We start from the raw sequence: 14705 nt of genomic DNA, 5'->3' as shown, positions 1-14705 counted from the left end.
ATTCGTTTGGATTTGCTTGCGCAGTAGAGATACCTCGGCTGCGCTCAGCATGACCGTTCTTTTTTATGCCATTCCCAACCAGCCGGCCGACCTTTGCGCCCATGCATACCCTCGACCAACTGCGCGCCGGCCAGCTCCACGGCCTCAAACGCCTGGATTTATCGGCCGGCCTCACCGAATTCCCGCGCGAGATTTTCGCCCTCGCCGATACGCTGGAAGTCCTCAACCTCTCCGGCAACGCCCTCGCAGCTTTACCCGACGACCTGCCCCGTCTGCACAAGCTGCAGGTGCTGTTTTGCTCCGATAACCAGTTTACTGAAGTGCCCGCCGTACTCGGCCAATGCCCCAATTTGAGCATGATTGGCTTCAAAGCCAACCGGATACGTACGCTGCCGGGCGCAGCCTTGCCGCCGCAATTGCGCTGGCTTATTCTCACCGATAACGAGTTGGAAGCGCTGCCCGCCGAAATCGGCAACTGCCAGCAGCTCCAGAAGCTGATGCTGGCTGGCAACCGCCTCACCGCCTTGCCCGCCACGCTGGCCAACTGCACTAATCTGGAGTTGCTGCGCATCGCTGCCAACCATCTCACCGAGCTGCCGGCGTGGCTGCTGACCCTGCCACAGCTGGCCTGGCTAGCCTACGCCGGCAACCCATTTGCCGAGGCCGCCGAGGCGGCGGCGCTGGCCCGGCACCCCATTCAGGCCATCGATTGGGCAGAACTGACGCTTGAGCAGCAGTTGGGCGAAGGGGCTTCGGGCGTGATTTACCAGGCGCGGCGGCAGTACCCATCGCCCAGTGAGGTCGCGGTGAAGCTCTTCAAAGGCTCGGTGACGAGCGACGGACTGCCGCGCAGTGAGATGGCGGCCTGCATCAGCGCCGGCCCCCACCCTCACCTGATTGCTGTGCAGGGCCGCGTCGCCCACCACCCGGCGGGGGCCGAGGGCCTGGTGCTCGACCTCATTGCCCCGGCTTTCGGCAACCTGGCCGGGCCGCCCAGTCTGGCCAGCTGCACTCGCGACGTATACGCGGCTAGCACCGAATTTCGGCTTGAAACCGCCCTGCGCATTGCCGCAGGCATTGCCAGCGCAGCGGCGCACCTGCACGCCCAGGGCATTCTGCACGGCGATTTGTACGCCCACAACATCCTCAACACCCCAACCGGCGAGGCCCTGCTGGGCGATTTTGGAGCAGCCTGCTTCTTCACCCCCGAAGACCTGGCACTGGCCACCGCCTTGCAGCGGTTGGAGGTGCGCGCCTTCGGCTGTCTGCTCGAAGAGCTGCTGGAGCACTGCCCGGAGGCTGATGAAGCACCCGCGGCGAGCACGGCTCTCTGGAATTTGCAACGGCGCTGCGTGCAGGCTGAGCTTGCAGCCCGGCCGCTGTTTGCGGAGATTATAGCGGTGCTGGAAGGGCTCTAGCGACGCGACCCTTCGCGCCTCGGCGTTGAACGATAGCAGCCCAGACGGCCATTTAACGGCGGAAACGGGAAACGCAAAGGGTCGCGTCGCAACCTCGCCCGGCCGAATTCAGCCGGCAAGAGCAACGCCCCTATTCCTCCAGCCGGTGGTAGCGGATGCGCGGGAGCAGGCTCGTCGTATCCACGTAAAACGCGAAGCCGCTGCCGCTGCTTTGCAGCTCGAACCGCACTTCGGCGCGGCGCTGTGGGGGCACGAAGCGGGGCATGGCCGCGAAACGCACTTCGGAAGTGCGCGCGGGCGCGGCGGCCGGCACCAGGCGCAGGCCGCGCTGCTCATCGAGCAGGTAATGGATTCCCGCCACGTAGGCGCGTGGGATGGTGTAGCCCAGCTCCTCGTAGAAGCCGGCGTAGCGAAAGCGGCTCAGCACCCGGCCCGTAGGAATGTGGCGTACCTGCGCATTGGGGGCGCGCTGCTGCTGGACGGTGGGCGTGCGGCCGTAGGTCTCGGGCTCGCCGGGCGCGTGGATGAGGTGCGACTTGCCCATGGCATACACCACCAGGAGGGTGCTGTCGGTGAGCAGGAAGGCCCCGGCCAGGTCGGCATCGGCGCGGTGCAGGCGCAGGGGCGGCTGGTTGGGGCGCAGCAGCTCGGAGCCCGTGAGCAGGGCGCGGCCGTTGGGCGTGAGCGCGGGGTCGCAGTCGGCCCCGCTGCCCGGCGCGCGCCCGTCGCTAATGCGCACCACCCGGCCGGTGAGGTCGAGCAGGAGCACGGCCTGCGAGCCCACGTCGCTGTCGGGCACCATAAAATCGAGGGTAAACACCAAGGCTCCGAAAGCGGGGCTGTAGGCCAGCAGCTCGGGGCGGTAGGCTTCGCTCTCCGTCACGATGTCCTGCCCGGCTGCTTTGTAGAAATCGGCTTTCCGAAGCTGGCGGCGGAACACCTGCTGCCCATCCGGCGCGAGTAGCGTAAAGGTGAAGCGCCCCTGGTAGCCCCGCGCCTGCTCGTAGTGGCCCGGGTAGGGCTGGTAAGTGGTTTTTAGGCGCTGGGTCGAGTCGGTTTCGGCTTCGAGGCGCAGGTGATAGGGCTGGCCATTGACGACCACCGCCGTGTCGAGCACCGCCAGCGGGGCCCAGCCCGGACGGGACACTGGCGCGGGAGCCGGAGCCGCCGGCCGGGGCGCGGGCACAGCCACCGGCGGCGGGGCCGCCGAGACCACCGCCACCGACGCTGGCGAGGTCCGCTTTTCGGTGAGGTAGGCTCTCTGCTCGCAGCCCACCAAGGCCACGGCCGACGCCATCATCACAACCAGCGCACCAACAACGGGTAAGGGTATTTTCATCTATTTGGTAAGCCAGCCGTTGGCATCGAGCCAGTTGCGCAGGCGGTCGGTCCAGCGGTCGGGCGTAGTCGAATTATTCAGGCCAAAGCCGTGACCGCCACGGGGGTAAAGATGCATTTCGGCGGGCACTCCGTGGCGCAGGCAGGCCTGGTAAAACACGATGCTGTTATTCACGGACACGGTTTTATCGTCTTCGGCATGCACCAGGAAGGTGGGCGGCGTCTGGGCCGAAACGTACAGTTCGTTGGAGTACCGGCGAATCAGCTCATCGGAGGGACTCTTACCCAATAGGTTGTCGCGTGAGCCACTGTGCCGGAGCGTATCGCTGAAACTGATGACCGGGTAAAGCAGCACCAGAAACGCGGGCCGCACCGATTCGGGCCCCACATTTTCGCCCACGGGCCGGGCGAAGCTGGTGCCGGCCCACGCCGCCAGGTGTCCGCCGGCCGAAAAGCCCATCAGGCCGATGCGCTCGGGATTGAGCTGGTATTTGGCGGCCTGCTGGCGCACGAAACGCAGGGCCTGCTGGGCATCGAGCAGCGGCGTAATCGATTGGTCGACTTGGCTTTGGTCGTTGGGCAGGCGGTATTTGAGCACGAAGGCCGTCACCCCCATTTCGTTCAGGCGCTTGGCCACGTCGTAGCCTTCGCTGTCGATGGCTAGCCGGGCGTAGCCCCCGCCGGGGCAGATGATAACCGCCGTGCCATTGGCCGTGCCCGCCGCCGGGGCAAAAACTGTGAGCGTAGGCTGCACCACGTTGGAAATGCGCACGCGGTCGCCCGATTCGGTTACGCTCGTTTCGCGCACGTCGCTGGGCTGCGAATTGGGGATGGTACCGGAGTACAGCGGCAGAGTAGACTGCGCCTGAACGGGAGCCGCCAACAGCAGCAGCGGCAGCAAGCGGCCCAGAAAAGAACGGAGATGCAACATGCGGCTTGTACGGTCCAGGAGGCGAAATAGGTGCCCGCCAGCCCGCCAAATCCATCCGATTTCCAAATTCATTTTACAAAAATACGCGTATAAAATTCCGGCATTCGCAACCAATTCTGAACGATGGCGTAGCCGAGTCAGTCTTTAAGCCATGCGAAAGACCACTCTGCTGGCCGCCGCCGCCCTTTTGGGCAGCCCCGGCCTCACCCTGGCCCAAAACACGGCTGAAGAAAACAACCCCAATGTTGACGCGCCATTTGTTCGCAACATCCGCGCCGACCGCCCCGGGCAAACCATCACCGCCCAAGTACTGCAGCCCGGACGCTTCCAGCTCGAAACCGGTTTCCAGCGCCAGTTCGGCGGCCCCGGCTTCGCTCAAAGCCTAAGCGGAGCCACCTTGCGCATCGGGTTTTTCAACGGCATGGAGTTGCGCGTGAGCCAGCCCTACTTCCACAGCGGCCCCACGATTCCGACGGAAACCGGCACCGTAACGGCTAGCGGCTGGGCCCCGGCCGTGGTGGGGGCCAAGTTCATGCTCTCGCCCAACTACGACACCCGCACGCAGGTAGCCATTCTGGCCGAATCGGCGCTGCCCGGCACGGGCAGCACCGGTTTGCAGCAGCGCGGGTGGGCTCCGTCGGGCCGCCTGCTCGTGAGCCAGCAGCTCGGCGAGCGGTTCGGGCTCGAAGGCAACTTCGGTTTCAGCCAACCCGGCCTGCAGGTGCAGGATTTGCAGAAAGGTCAGTTTCTCGGTACCCTCGCCCTCAATGGCCCCCTCTGTGCTAAAACCGGCTTCTTTGTGGAGGCCTACGGTTACGGCCGCTCGGGCCTGAGCACCGGCACCACCACCGGCCTCTACTACCGCCCGGTACCGGCCGTGCGCGTCGATTTCACCGCCGGCCGCGTGCTGGGCGGCGCGGCCGCCGGCACCACCACCGTGGGCGGTGGGCTGACGTTCAAAGTTGGGCGGTAGCGCTGCCAGGCAACTTCGCCTCAGACGATACCAACCAGAAAGCCGGCGTTACCACGTCGGCTTACTGCGTTCAGGCTGATTTTGACGTTTCGCTCATGCGTTCCAGCCTCCTGCTTGGCCCCGCTGGCTACTGGCTACACCTCCCGCCCCGCTTAGGGAAATGCTGCAACCCCTCCCCCGCCCATTCGGGATGCTCCCGGCAAGATAGCCCTGCTGAAGCAGATGGTGCAATAGCAAAATGTAAGCAGCTTCTCGCTTAATGATTTAGCGCAGCAGCGTGAAGAGACTGCAAAAGTGAATTAGAAGCATACATGCTTTACTTGCTGCCGCCAGCTCGAGCGAAGTCTTTCAAATTACCCTTATTTACCACCTCGCCACTTCTCAGACCCTTCCCGCCCATCGACATGGCCAATATGGCTCCATCGGTGGGGTCCATTATCACTTGCGCCGTTATGTTGTCCGAAACCGGGAAAATCCGCACGCAGGCATACTGGGCATCGGCAACCTTAACAGCGGCTTCGATGGTCTCGCGCGGCACGAGTTGAAACGGAAACGGGTAAACTTGCTTGATGTCGGCAGCGCTTAGCTTTCCGTTCATTTCTGCCTCGTCAAACAGCAAGGTTTTGACCCGCAGCCGCTTGCCATCTTCGGCCATCTGGTTTTTGCCGCTGGCGCGCTCCTGTAGCTGGTATTGCAGGGTTTTCAGGCAAAAAATAATGTCGCTGGTGTACACTATGCCCGGCGCGATGGGCACCGTCGCGATTGTGCGCTGCGGGCCTTTGCTGACAACACTCAATAAAAAAGCCGTTCTGGCCTCCGAAGAATACAAGGCTCCGCCGCGGGCCGCACCCCCGCCGATTTGCTCAGTCACGGTAAAGTCGGCGTGCTTCAACACCCCGTGCTGGTAATTTTTGTCATTAATCAACGCCGCCATTTCCGACTCGTGCTTAAATTCTACGGAAGGCGAAAAATGCCAGATTGCCGGCGCTAATTCCTGAATGAGGGCATTGTACTTGGTGATAAACGATTTGTAAGCTGACAGTTCGACTGGCTTTTTGGCCAGTTTTTTTAGCTTGTCCGGCATCTCGTCTTTGAGCACGACAATCAGAGACTGGCTTTTCAGGATGGCCAAGTCTTTGTCTGACTGTGCCCGAACGACTAAGCTGCTGCCACTAAAAATAATGGCGAACAGCAAGACAAACTTTTTCATGAAGGGTAATAGGAACTGTCGGGTGTTGTAATAAAAGACGCAATTACGGGGATGGAGCCGCAAAAAAACTAGCTTGGCAAATAATTAAATTCAGCCATCCGCAAGCTAGTTTTTAACCTTAATATTTCCCGAGTTGACTATATGAAATTACAGCTTGCTAACCTGGCCACACCCTCAATTACTCCAGCGTCAGAACCAGGTCGTCGGCGCTCACGCGGCTGCCTTCGGGCAGTATTACTTCGGCAATGGTGAGGTCCTGCGGAGCGGTGATGGTGGTTTCCATCTTCATGGCTTCGATGACGAAGAGGGGCGTGTTCTTGGACGCGGCCTGGCCGGGCTTCACCAGCACTTTGCTCAGCATGCCTTGCAGCGGCGCGCCCAGTTGGCGCGGGTTGGCCTTATCGGCCTTGGCATTGCTTATTTTGCTCACCTCCACCGATTGGTCGCGCACCTGCAGGTTGCGGGTCTGGCCGTTGAGGGTGAAGAAAATGGTTCGCTCGCCCTCCTCGTTGATGTCGCCCACCGACTCCAGCCGCACGATAACCGACTTGCCCCGGGCAATTTCGATGATGGTTTCCTCCCCCGATTTCAGCCCGTAGAAAAAGGTCGAGGTGGGCACTTTGCTCACGTTGCCGTACTTCTGGCGGTGCGCCCAGTATTCCTCAAACACCTTCGGGTAGAGCAGCGACGAGAGCAAGTCGGTAAACTTGCCGTTGGGGAATTTCTCCTGAAAGGAGGTCCATTCCTCCTCAAAATTAATCGGGGCCAGGTGCTCGTTGGGCCGGTCGGTGAACGGAATTTCGTTCTTCAGAATCAGCTTTTGCAGCTCGGCAGGCCAGCCGCCTTCGGGCTGGCCGATGTCGCCGCGAAATAGCTCCCGCACCGACTCGGGGAAGTTCAGCCCCTCCCCTTTTTCCAGCACGTCCTGGGGCGTGAGGCTGTTCGAAACCATGAACAGGGCCATGTCGCCCACTACTTTGCTGCTGGGCGTCACTTTCACAATGTCGCCGAATAGCTGGTTCACGTCGGCGAAGCGCTGCTTCACCTCCTCAAACTTGTCGAGCAGCCCCAGCGAGGCCGCCTGCGGGCGCAGGTTGGAGTACTGCCCGCCGGGAATCTCATGCTGAAACACCTCTGAAGTACCCGCCTTCAGGCCCGACTCGAACGGGTAGTACATCTCGCGCACGGCCTCCCAGTAGTTGCTGAACTCATTGAGCGAATGCTGATTGAACTCGCGGTGGCGCGGCGTGTGGCGCAGCATTTCCACTACCGAGTTGAAGTTGGGTTGCGAGGTGAGGCCCGAAAGCGAGCCCATAGCCACGTCGATGACGTTGACCCCGGCTTCCACGGCTTTCATATAAGTGGCCGCTTGCAGCGACGACGTGTCGTGGGTATGCAGGTGGATGGGCATTTTCACCGTATCGCGCAGGGCCTGAATCAATTCCGTGGCGGCGTAGGGTTTCAGCAGGCCGGCCATGTCCTTGATGCAGAGGATGTGCGCGCCGGCATCTTCGAGCTGTTTTGCCAGCCGCAGGTAGTAGTCGAGGGTATACTTGGTGCGCTTGGGGTCCATAATGTCCCCGGTGTAGCAGATGCTGGCTTCCGCCAGCCGGTCGGTTTTGTTGCGCACGAAGCCAATGCAGGCTTCCAATCCCTTCATCCAGTTCAGCGAGTCGAAAATACGGAACACGTCGACGCCCGTTTCGGCGGCCTGCATCACGAACCGCTCCGTCAGATTATCCGGGTAGGCCTTGTAGCCCACGCCGTTGGCTCCGCGAATGAGCATCTGCAGCAGAATATTCGGGATGGCTTCGCGCAGCTTGGCGAGGCGTTCCCAGGGGTCTTCGTGCAAGAAGCGCAGGGCCACGTCGAAGGTCGCGCCGCCCCAGACTTCAAGCGAGAAGGTCTGGGGGTGCTGCTGGGCGTAGGCGCGGGCCACTTTCAGCATGTCCCAGATGCGCATGCGGGTGGCCAGCAGGCTCTGGTGGGCGTCGCGCAGCGTGGTGTCGGTGTAGTGAATGAGGGGCTCGTTGCGCAGCCACTCCGCGAACTTCTCGGGGCCCAGCTCGTCCAGCTTTTGCCGGGTGCCGGCGGCGGGCTCGGTATACTCGGAGTGCGGCAGGATGGGCCGACGCGGGTTGGCGCGCGGGTCGAGCAGGTGGCGGACGTCGGGGTTGCCGTTCACCACCGTTTCGCCGATGAAGCTAAGCAGGCGGGTGGCGCGGTCCTGCCGCGATTCGAACTGGAACAGCTCGGGATGGTCCTTGATGAAGTCGACGGTGGCGTGCCCCTCCTGAAACTCCGCGTTGCCGACGATATTCTTGAGGAATGGGATGTTGGTTTTCACGCCGCGAATCCGGAATTCATCGAGCGCGCGCAGCATTTTCTGGGCCGCGCCATTCAAGGTGGGCGCGTGGGCCGAGATTTTGACCAGCAGCGAATCAAAGAACGGCGACACCACCGCGCCCTGGTACACCGAGCCTTCATCGAGCCGGATGCCGAAGCCCCCGGCCGAGCGGTAGGCCACAATGGTCCCGTAGTCGGGCTTGAAATCGTTGGCCGGGTTTTCGGTGGTCACGCGGCATTGCACCGCGAAGCCGGTGCGCAGCGGCACCACGTCGGGGCCAAGGCCAATTTCGGGGTCGCTGAGGTTATAGTTGGCGGCGATGTAAATCTGGGTTTTAATCAGGTCGACACCCGTAATCATCTCCGTCACGGTGTGCTCGACCTGGATGCGCGGGTTCACTTCGATAAAGTAAATCCGGTCCTGCTCCGGGTTCACCAGGAATTCCACGGTGCCCACGTTGTCGTAGCCCACGGCCCGCCCGATGCGCAGGGCATACTCATACAGGAGGTGGCGTTGGTGGTCGGGCAGGTTCAGGGCGGGCGCTACTTCCACCACTTTCTGGAAGCGGCGCTGCACCGAGCAGTCGCGCTCGTAGAGGTGCACAAGGTTGCCGTGGTGGTCGCCCACGAGCTGCACCTCGATGTGCTTAGGGCGCTCCACGAATTTTTCCAGGAACACCGTGTCGTCGCCAAAAGCATTCAGGGCTTCATTGCGGGCCTCAAAAAAGCCCTTTTCCATCTGCTCATCGTCGCGGATGATGCGCATGCCACGCCCCCCGCCGCCGCTGGCCGCCTTCAGCATCACGGGGTAGCCGATGCGGTTTGCCTCGGCTTTCGCAGTTTCAAAATCGACGAGGTCAGCTTCGCTGCTTTCAATTTGGGGCACCTGGCACTGCCGGGCCACTTCCTTAGCGCGCACTTTGTCGCCGAGGGCCTCCATCACTTCGGGGCGGGGACCGACGAAAATAATGCCTTCTTCGGCGCAGCGGCGCGAAAGGGTGGCATTTTCCGACAGAAAACCATAACCGGGATGAATGGCATTGACCCCGTTTTTCTTTGCTACCCGAATAATGCCTTCGATGTCGAGGTAGGGCTTCAGCGGCTCGTCGTCGTGGCCAATCTGATAGGCTTCGTCGGCCTTGTAGCGGTGTTGCGAGTACCGGTCTTCATAAGTATACACCGCCACGGTGGGGATGTTGAGTTCGGTAGCGGCGCGCATCACGCGAATGGCAATTTCGCCACGGTTGGCGACCAGAAGTTTGGTTATGTTCATAAAAACAATGGAGCGGTTGGCGCGGATACGGCGAAACTACGCCAAAGGCTGTGCAATCCTGAATACAATCGTTTGCATGAGATGCAATAGCCAGCAGGCCAATTGGAAAGAAGGTATGTTATCAAATCATTACCTGGCCGAACCGGATTACCGGTTTCGCCCCGACCCTGCCCAACCATTTGCCATTTATTAAGTATTCTGCTGGACTTGCCCGCCGCCATCCGGCAAACAACTGGTGCCCGATGGGGTTAGCCAACACCCATTATTCATTCCGCGCTCCATGCAGTTTTCCGACAAAAACATTCTCATCATTGGTGCTTCCTCCGGCATTGGCCTGGCCACGGCCACGTTGCTCAGCGGCCTCAAAGCCAACCTGTTTACGGCATCACGCCACCGCTCGCCAGAGCTGGAAACGCTGAACACCACCCACTTCGAATACGATGCGACGCAGGAAGTGGGCACCACTTTCGATGCCCTGCCCGACGTGCTGCACGGCGTCGTATACTGCCCCGGCAGCATCAAGCTACGGCCGTTCGAGCGGATTCCCGTGGCCGATTTTGCCACCGACTTCGACCTGAACGTGCTGGGCGCGGTGCGCGTGCTGCAAGCCACCATCAAACGCCTGAAAAAAGCCGAGGGCACAGCCTCCATCGTACTTTTCAGCACCGTGGCGGCCGACACGGGCATGAGCTTCCACGCCAGCATTGCCACCGCCAAGGCGGCCGTGGAAGGCCTCACCCGCGCCCTGGCCGCCGAGTACGCCGCCAGCGGGGTGCGCGTGAATTGCATTGCGCCCTCGCTCACCAACACGCCCCTGGCCGCCGCCCTGCTCAACTCGCCCGAGAAGGTGGAGGCCGGCGGCAAGCGTCATCCGCTCCAGCGCATCGGCCAGCCCGAGGATTTGGCTTACACGGCCTCGTTCCTGCTCTCCGACCACAGCTCGTTTGTGACCGGCCAGACCCTGGCCGTCGACGGTGGCATGGGGAAACTGAAATAGGTTTTTTGGTGCTTGGTTGTTGGTGCTTGGTGCCTGGCTCTACGACGCCCGCCAAGCATCAACCCGCCATGCACCAAGCACCAATAACCAAGCACCAACATGAAAATCTGCATCTTCTGGCACCGGCGCGACCTGCGCATCCACGACAACGCGGGGCTGGCGGCGGCGCTGGCCAGTGGCCTGCCGGTGCTGCCGTTGTTCATCTACGACCAGGAAATCCTCGAGCACCTGCCCGAAAAGGCCGATGCCCGGCTCACCTTTATCTACGATGAAGTGGAGAAGCTGGCGCATGAAACTGAAGCGGCGGGCGGTACTTTTCTGGCCCGCTACGGTGCGCCGCTGGCCGTGTTGGAGCAGTTAACGAAGGATTTCGACGTCGCGGCGGTGCACACCAACGAGGACTACGAGCCCTACGCCACCAAGCGCGACACGGCCGTGGGCGAGCTGTTGCAAAAGCGCGGCGTGGATTTCTTGCTTTACAAGGACCAGGTCATCTTCGCCAAAGATGAAATCATGACCAAATCGGGAACCGTACCCAAGGTTTTTGGGGCTTATTTAAAAGCCTACACGGCGAAGCTGACCGATGATATGTTGCTGCCCTACGGTTCGAAAGGCGATTTCAAAGAGGCTAATCTGCACCACGTTTTCAAAGAGAAAGCCGGCCCGCGCCCCACGCTGAAAAGCATGGGTTTCGAGCGCAAGGAGCAATACTTCCCGCCGGTGAAGCTGCCGGCCGAAAGCATCGTGCGCAACTACCACAAAACCCGCAACGACCCCGCCAACGAGCACGGCACCACCCGCGAGTCGCTGAACCTGCGCTTCGGTACGTTGAGTGTGCGCCAGACACTACAACAGGCCAAAGCACTGAACGATAAGCTGCTGGCCGAAATCATCTGGCGCGACTTTTTCATGATGCTGCTCTGGCATTTTCCGAATACCGCGACCGAGAGCTACGACCCCAAAATGCGGCACATTCCTTGGCGCAACAATGAGGACGAATTCCGGGCCTGGTGCGAGGGCCGCACTGGCTACCCGCTCGTCGATGCCGGCATGCGCGAGCTCAACCAAACCGGCTACCTGCCCAACCGCGTGCGCATGACCGTGGCCGGCTTCCTTACCAAGCACCTGTTCATCGACTGGCGCTGGGGTGAAAAGTATTTCGCCGACAAGCTGCTCGACTATGAAATGGCCAACAACGTGGGGAACTGGCAGTGGATGGCCGGCACCGGGGCCATCTCGGCCCCCTGGTTCCGGGTGTACAGCCCCGATAGCCAGCTCGAAAAAGTAGACCCCGAAATGAAATACGTGAAGCGCTGGGTACCCGAAGTGGGAACTTCAAAATACCCGGCGCCCATTGTAGAGCACAAATTTGGCCGCGAGCGGGCGGTTGAAGCCATTCGGGCGGCCCGGCTAGCGGCGGCGTAGCCGCGACCACGTAGTACCTGCATTAGCCTTTTCTTGGAGGGGTTTTTCCGGCGATAACCAAGCCGAAGCAGGGGCCACAAAGTCCGCGTTGCGGGCCGAACCGGATAGCCTCCGAAGTGGTTACACTGCTATGGAAAAAGACCGCATCAAACAAGCCTACCTCGACTTCGTCCTCAACGAAGGCCATCCCCCGCAGTCGGTGTTCAAGCTCACGAAACAGTTGGGCCTGGCCGAAGCAGAATTCTACCAGCACTACCCCAATTTCGAAGCCATAGACCGCGAGATATGGGCTGATTTTGGCCGGCAGGCCCGCGAAACCGCCGCCGCCGAGCCGGTGTGGGAAGGCTACGGCAGCCGCGAGAAGCTACTTGCTTTTTACTACACGCTCCTCGAAATCCTTAAAAATAACCGCTCCTACGCCTTGATGAGCCTACGCCGCTCGCTGCACCGCGTCCCCGCGCTGTCGCCCCGGGTACTGGACGACTTTCGGCAGGACTTTGAATACTTCGTGAGCGACCTGCTCAGCGCCGGCCGCGTGAGCGGCGAAATTGCCAACCGCCCGCTGGTGCAGGAAGGCTACCCACGTTTCTTCTGGCAGCAGGTGCTGTTCGTGCTCGGCTACTTCGCCAAAGACGACACGGTGAATTTCGAGCGCACCGATGCCGCCGTGGAAAAAGCCGTAACCCTGAGCTTTGACCTCGTGGGCCGCAATACGCTGGATTCGGCCTTCGACTTTGTACGGTTTCTGGTGAAGCGGTAAAAATCAGTGAACAGTTATCAGTGAGCAATGAACAATGCCGTTCAATCGAATCCTGACCAACTGTTCACTGCTCACTGATAATTGTTCACTGATTTAATGTCTGACGAACCCCAAACCTCCCTGCCGACCACCAAGGTGGCCCGCGCCGCCCGCTTTGCCAAAACCGGCTTCAACGTCGGCACCAACTACATAAAGCACTACGCCAAAAAAGCCGTTGGGGCCGAGTCGACCACCGAAGACCTACACGCCGCCAACGCAGCCGAGCTCTACGGCACGCTGAGCGAGATGAAAGGTTCCGTGCTGAAAGTGGCCCAGATGCTGGCCATGGAGAAAAATATGCTGCCCACGGCCTACGCCGACCAGTTTGCCAAAGCCCAGTATTCGACCCCGCCCCTCTCGGGCCCGCTGGTAACCAAGGCTTTCCGCGACGCTTTCGGAAAGTCGCCGTACCAGTTGTTCGATGAGTTCGAGCCTGAAGCCCGGCAGGCGGCCAGCATTGGGCAGGTGCACTTTGCCCGTAAAGACGGTAAAGCGCTAGCCGTGAAGGTGCAATACCCCGGTGTGGCCGACAGCATCAAGTCGGATATTCGGCTGGTGAAGCCCATTGCCCTGCGCGTGATGGGCCTCAGCGAGGCGCAGGTCCGGCCTTATCTGGAGGAAGTAGAGACGCGCCTGCTGGAGGAAACCGACTACAAGCTAGAGTTGCGGCGCGGCCAGGAAATTGCCGCCAAATGTCAGGTTTTGAGCAATCTGGAATTCCCGGCTTACTACCCCGAATATTCCACGACGCGCATTTTGACAATGGACTGGCTCGGCGGCCACCACCTGAAGGAGTTTCTGGCCACCAACCCCAGCCAGGCAGTGCGCAACCAGCTGGGCCAGGCGCTGTGGGACTTCTACCAGTTCCAGTTCAACGAGTTGCAGCAGCTGCACGCCGACCCGCACCCCGGCAATTTCCTGATGCGGGCCGATAACGGCGGCACCCTCGGCGTGCTCGATTTTGGCTGCGTTAAGGACGTACCAATGGATGTGTACCAGCTGTTTAAAGACCTGCTAGCCCCCGAAACCTTCGCCGACGATGCCCGCCTTGCAGCCCTGCTCACCCAGGCCGGCGTGCTGCGTGGCACCGATGCGCCGGCCATGCGGGCGCTGTACATGCGCACCATGCGGGTATCGCTCGAGCTAGTGGGTCGGCCCTTCCGCCAGGTTTCGTTCGACTTTGGCGACCCGGCCTACATGGCGGCCCTCTACGCCCTCGGCGACGACCTGATGGCCGACCCCGAGCTGCGCAAGCAGCGCGAGCCGCGTGGCTCCGAGCACTTTATCTATCTTAACCGGACGTATGTGGGCCTCTTTGCGTTGCTGACGGAGTTGGGGGCTTCGATTGAGACCGGGATTTCGGTTACGGTGTAGACTTGCTTGAGCTTGTGCCCTTTCAGGCAGGCACAAGCTTAAGCAGACGTTACTTTGCTTCTATGAACCTCCGCGAAGAGCTGCTGCGGGAACACTCGGCCCAGCAGACGCAGCGGCTGGCGGACTATGCCTGCGCCCACCCTACGGCGCTGGCCGAACTGCTCAAACTGTTCTGGTACGGCGAGGAGCGCGAGCGCCAACTGGCCGCCGACGTGCTTGGCTGGGTGGGCCAGCGCCGGCCCAGGTGGCTGGTGCCCCACTTGCCGGGCCTGCTGGCCGCCGCTCAGCCCGCGACCGGGCAACACCCCGCCGTACGCCGGGCGATTGTGCGGGTGCTGCAGTTCGTGCCCGTGCCCGAGGAATGGCAGGCCCTGGCCTTCGATACCTGCCTCATGCTGTTGCGAGCGCCCCACGAGCCGGTGGCCATTCGCGCCTACGCCCTCACGGCTACCGCCCGCCTGGCGGGGTCTTATCCTGAGTTAGCCGCCGAAGTTATCGACGCCATTGAAAACGTATTGATTACCACCGACTCGACCGCGCTGCGCAGCCGGGCGGACCGCGAATTACCAAAACTTCGCGACCTTGTACGGGAAGTTTTATCCGGTTAGCTGTTGCACCGGC

The 14705-nt window shown here is 61.2% G+C and carries 11 protein-coding genes; 7 read left to right on the top strand and 4 right to left on the bottom strand.

The features are described from left to right. The first annotated feature begins 65 nt into the window (after window positions 1-65). Entirely contained in the window at window positions 66-1418 is a 1353-nt protein-coding gene (locus ABIB44_RS00650) for a leucine-rich repeat-containing protein kinase family protein (protein ID WP_354582688.1), read from the top strand. A gap of 130 nt (window positions 1419-1548) precedes the next feature. On the opposite strand, the gene ABIB44_RS00645 is transcribed toward ABIB44_RS00650, so the two are convergent. Then, window positions 1549-2757, bottom strand: coding sequence for a hypothetical protein (locus ABIB44_RS00645; RefSeq protein ID WP_354582687.1), 1209 nt, complete (start codon window positions 2755-2757; stop codon window positions 1549-1551). Next, window positions 2758-3687 carry an alpha/beta hydrolase gene (locus tag ABIB44_RS00640; RefSeq protein ID WP_354582686.1) on the bottom strand — a complete coding sequence of 310 codons (930 nt, stop codon included), beginning with the start codon at window positions 3685-3687 and terminating at the stop codon, window positions 2758-2760. Window positions 3688-3838: 151 nt separating this feature from the next. Between ABIB44_RS00640 and ABIB44_RS00635 the strand changes: the two genes are divergently transcribed. Continuing rightward, the gene (locus ABIB44_RS00635) at window positions 3839-4660 is read left to right on the top strand and encodes a transporter (protein ID WP_354582685.1); all 822 of its coding nucleotides are present in this window, start codon (window positions 3839-3841) and stop codon (window positions 4658-4660) included. Between the two features lie 316 nt (window positions 4661-4976). Here the strand turns inward: ABIB44_RS00635 and ABIB44_RS00630 are convergent, their stop codons facing one another. Together ABIB44_RS00630 and ABIB44_RS00625 are read right to left on the bottom strand one after the other, a co-directional pair. Further along, the gene (locus ABIB44_RS00630; protein ID WP_354582684.1) at window positions 4977-5870 is read right to left on the bottom strand and encodes a hypothetical protein; all 894 of its coding nucleotides are present in this window, start codon (window positions 5868-5870) and stop codon (window positions 4977-4979) included. A 178-nt stretch (window positions 5871-6048) separates the two neighbouring features. Further along, window positions 6049-9489: a pyruvate carboxylase gene (locus tag ABIB44_RS00625; protein ID WP_354582683.1), complete on the bottom strand. Its 3441-nt coding sequence runs from the start codon at window positions 9487-9489 to the stop codon at window positions 6049-6051. A gap of 280 nt (window positions 9490-9769) precedes the next feature. On the opposite strand from ABIB44_RS00625, the gene ABIB44_RS00620 reads away from it, so the two are divergent. The 5 genes from ABIB44_RS00620 to ABIB44_RS00600 all read left to right on the top strand — a co-directional run bounded on the left by ABIB44_RS00620 (window position 9770) and on the right by ABIB44_RS00600 (window position 14692). After that, entirely contained in the window at window positions 9770-10486 is a 717-nt protein-coding gene (locus ABIB44_RS00620) for an SDR family NAD(P)-dependent oxidoreductase (protein WP_354582682.1), read from the top strand. 99 nt (window positions 10487-10585) lie between these two features. Continuing rightward, complete coding sequence (locus ABIB44_RS00615) at window positions 10586-11911, top strand: cryptochrome/photolyase family protein (protein WP_354582681.1); 1326 nt, start codon at window positions 10586-10588, stop codon at window positions 11909-11911. 130 nt (window positions 11912-12041) lie between these two features. Then, on the top strand, window positions 12042-12671 hold the full coding sequence (locus ABIB44_RS00610; protein WP_354582680.1) for a TetR/AcrR family transcriptional regulator: 630 nt from the start codon (window positions 12042-12044) through the stop codon (window positions 12669-12671). A 96-nt stretch (window positions 12672-12767) separates the two neighbouring features. Continuing rightward, complete coding sequence (locus ABIB44_RS00605) at window positions 12768-14084, top strand: ABC1 kinase family protein (protein ID WP_354582679.1); 1317 nt, start codon at window positions 12768-12770, stop codon at window positions 14082-14084. A 62-nt stretch (window positions 14085-14146) separates the two neighbouring features. Next, window positions 14147-14692 carry a HEAT-like fold family protein gene (locus ABIB44_RS00600; protein ID WP_354582678.1) on the top strand — a complete coding sequence of 182 codons (546 nt, stop codon included), beginning with the start codon at window positions 14147-14149 and terminating at the stop codon, window positions 14690-14692. Window positions 14693-14705: the final 13 nt, after the last annotated feature.

This window comes from Hymenobacter sp. UYCo722, from assembly GCF_040547115.1.
Taxonomy (GTDB): Bacteria; Bacteroidota; Bacteroidia; order Cytophagales; family Hymenobacteraceae; genus Hymenobacter.
Note: the sequence above shows the minus strand (reverse complement) of the source record. Positions and strands in the feature narration are given on the sequence as shown.

Excerpts from the sequence above, each read along its gene's own strand:
- ABIB44_RS00610 (WP_354582680.1), top strand. The coding sequence starts at position 12,042 with ATGGAAAAAGACCGCATCAAACAAGCCTACCTCGACTTCGTCCTCAAC.
- ABIB44_RS00630 (WP_354582684.1), bottom strand. The coding sequence starts at position 5,870 with ATGAAAAAGTTTGTCTTGCTGTTCGCCATTATTTTTAGTGGCAGCAGC.
- ABIB44_RS00625 (WP_354582683.1), bottom strand. The coding sequence starts at position 9,489 with ATGAACATAACCAAACTTCTGGTCGCCAACCGTGGCGAAATTGCCATT.
- ABIB44_RS00600 (WP_354582678.1), top strand. The coding sequence starts at position 14,147 with ATGAACCTCCGCGAAGAGCTGCTGCGGGAACACTCGGCCCAGCAGACG.
- ABIB44_RS00620 (WP_354582682.1), top strand. The coding sequence starts at position 9,770 with ATGCAGTTTTCCGACAAAAACATTCTCATCATTGGTGCTTCCTCCGGC.
- ABIB44_RS00615 (WP_354582681.1), top strand. The coding sequence starts at position 10,586 with ATGAAAATCTGCATCTTCTGGCACCGGCGCGACCTGCGCATCCACGAC.
- ABIB44_RS00605 (WP_354582679.1), top strand. The coding sequence starts at position 12,768 with ATGTCTGACGAACCCCAAACCTCCCTGCCGACCACCAAGGTGGCCCGC.
- ABIB44_RS00635 (WP_354582685.1), top strand. The coding sequence starts at position 3,839 with ATGCGAAAGACCACTCTGCTGGCCGCCGCCGCCCTTTTGGGCAGCCCC.
- ABIB44_RS00645 (WP_354582687.1), bottom strand. The coding sequence starts at position 2,757 with ATGAAAATACCCTTACCCGTTGTTGGTGCGCTGGTTGTGATGATGGCG.
- ABIB44_RS00650 (WP_354582688.1), top strand. The coding sequence starts at position 66 with ATGCCATTCCCAACCAGCCGGCCGACCTTTGCGCCCATGCATACCCTC.
- ABIB44_RS00640 (WP_354582686.1), bottom strand. The coding sequence starts at position 3,687 with ATGTTGCATCTCCGTTCTTTTCTGGGCCGCTTGCTGCCGCTGCTGCTG.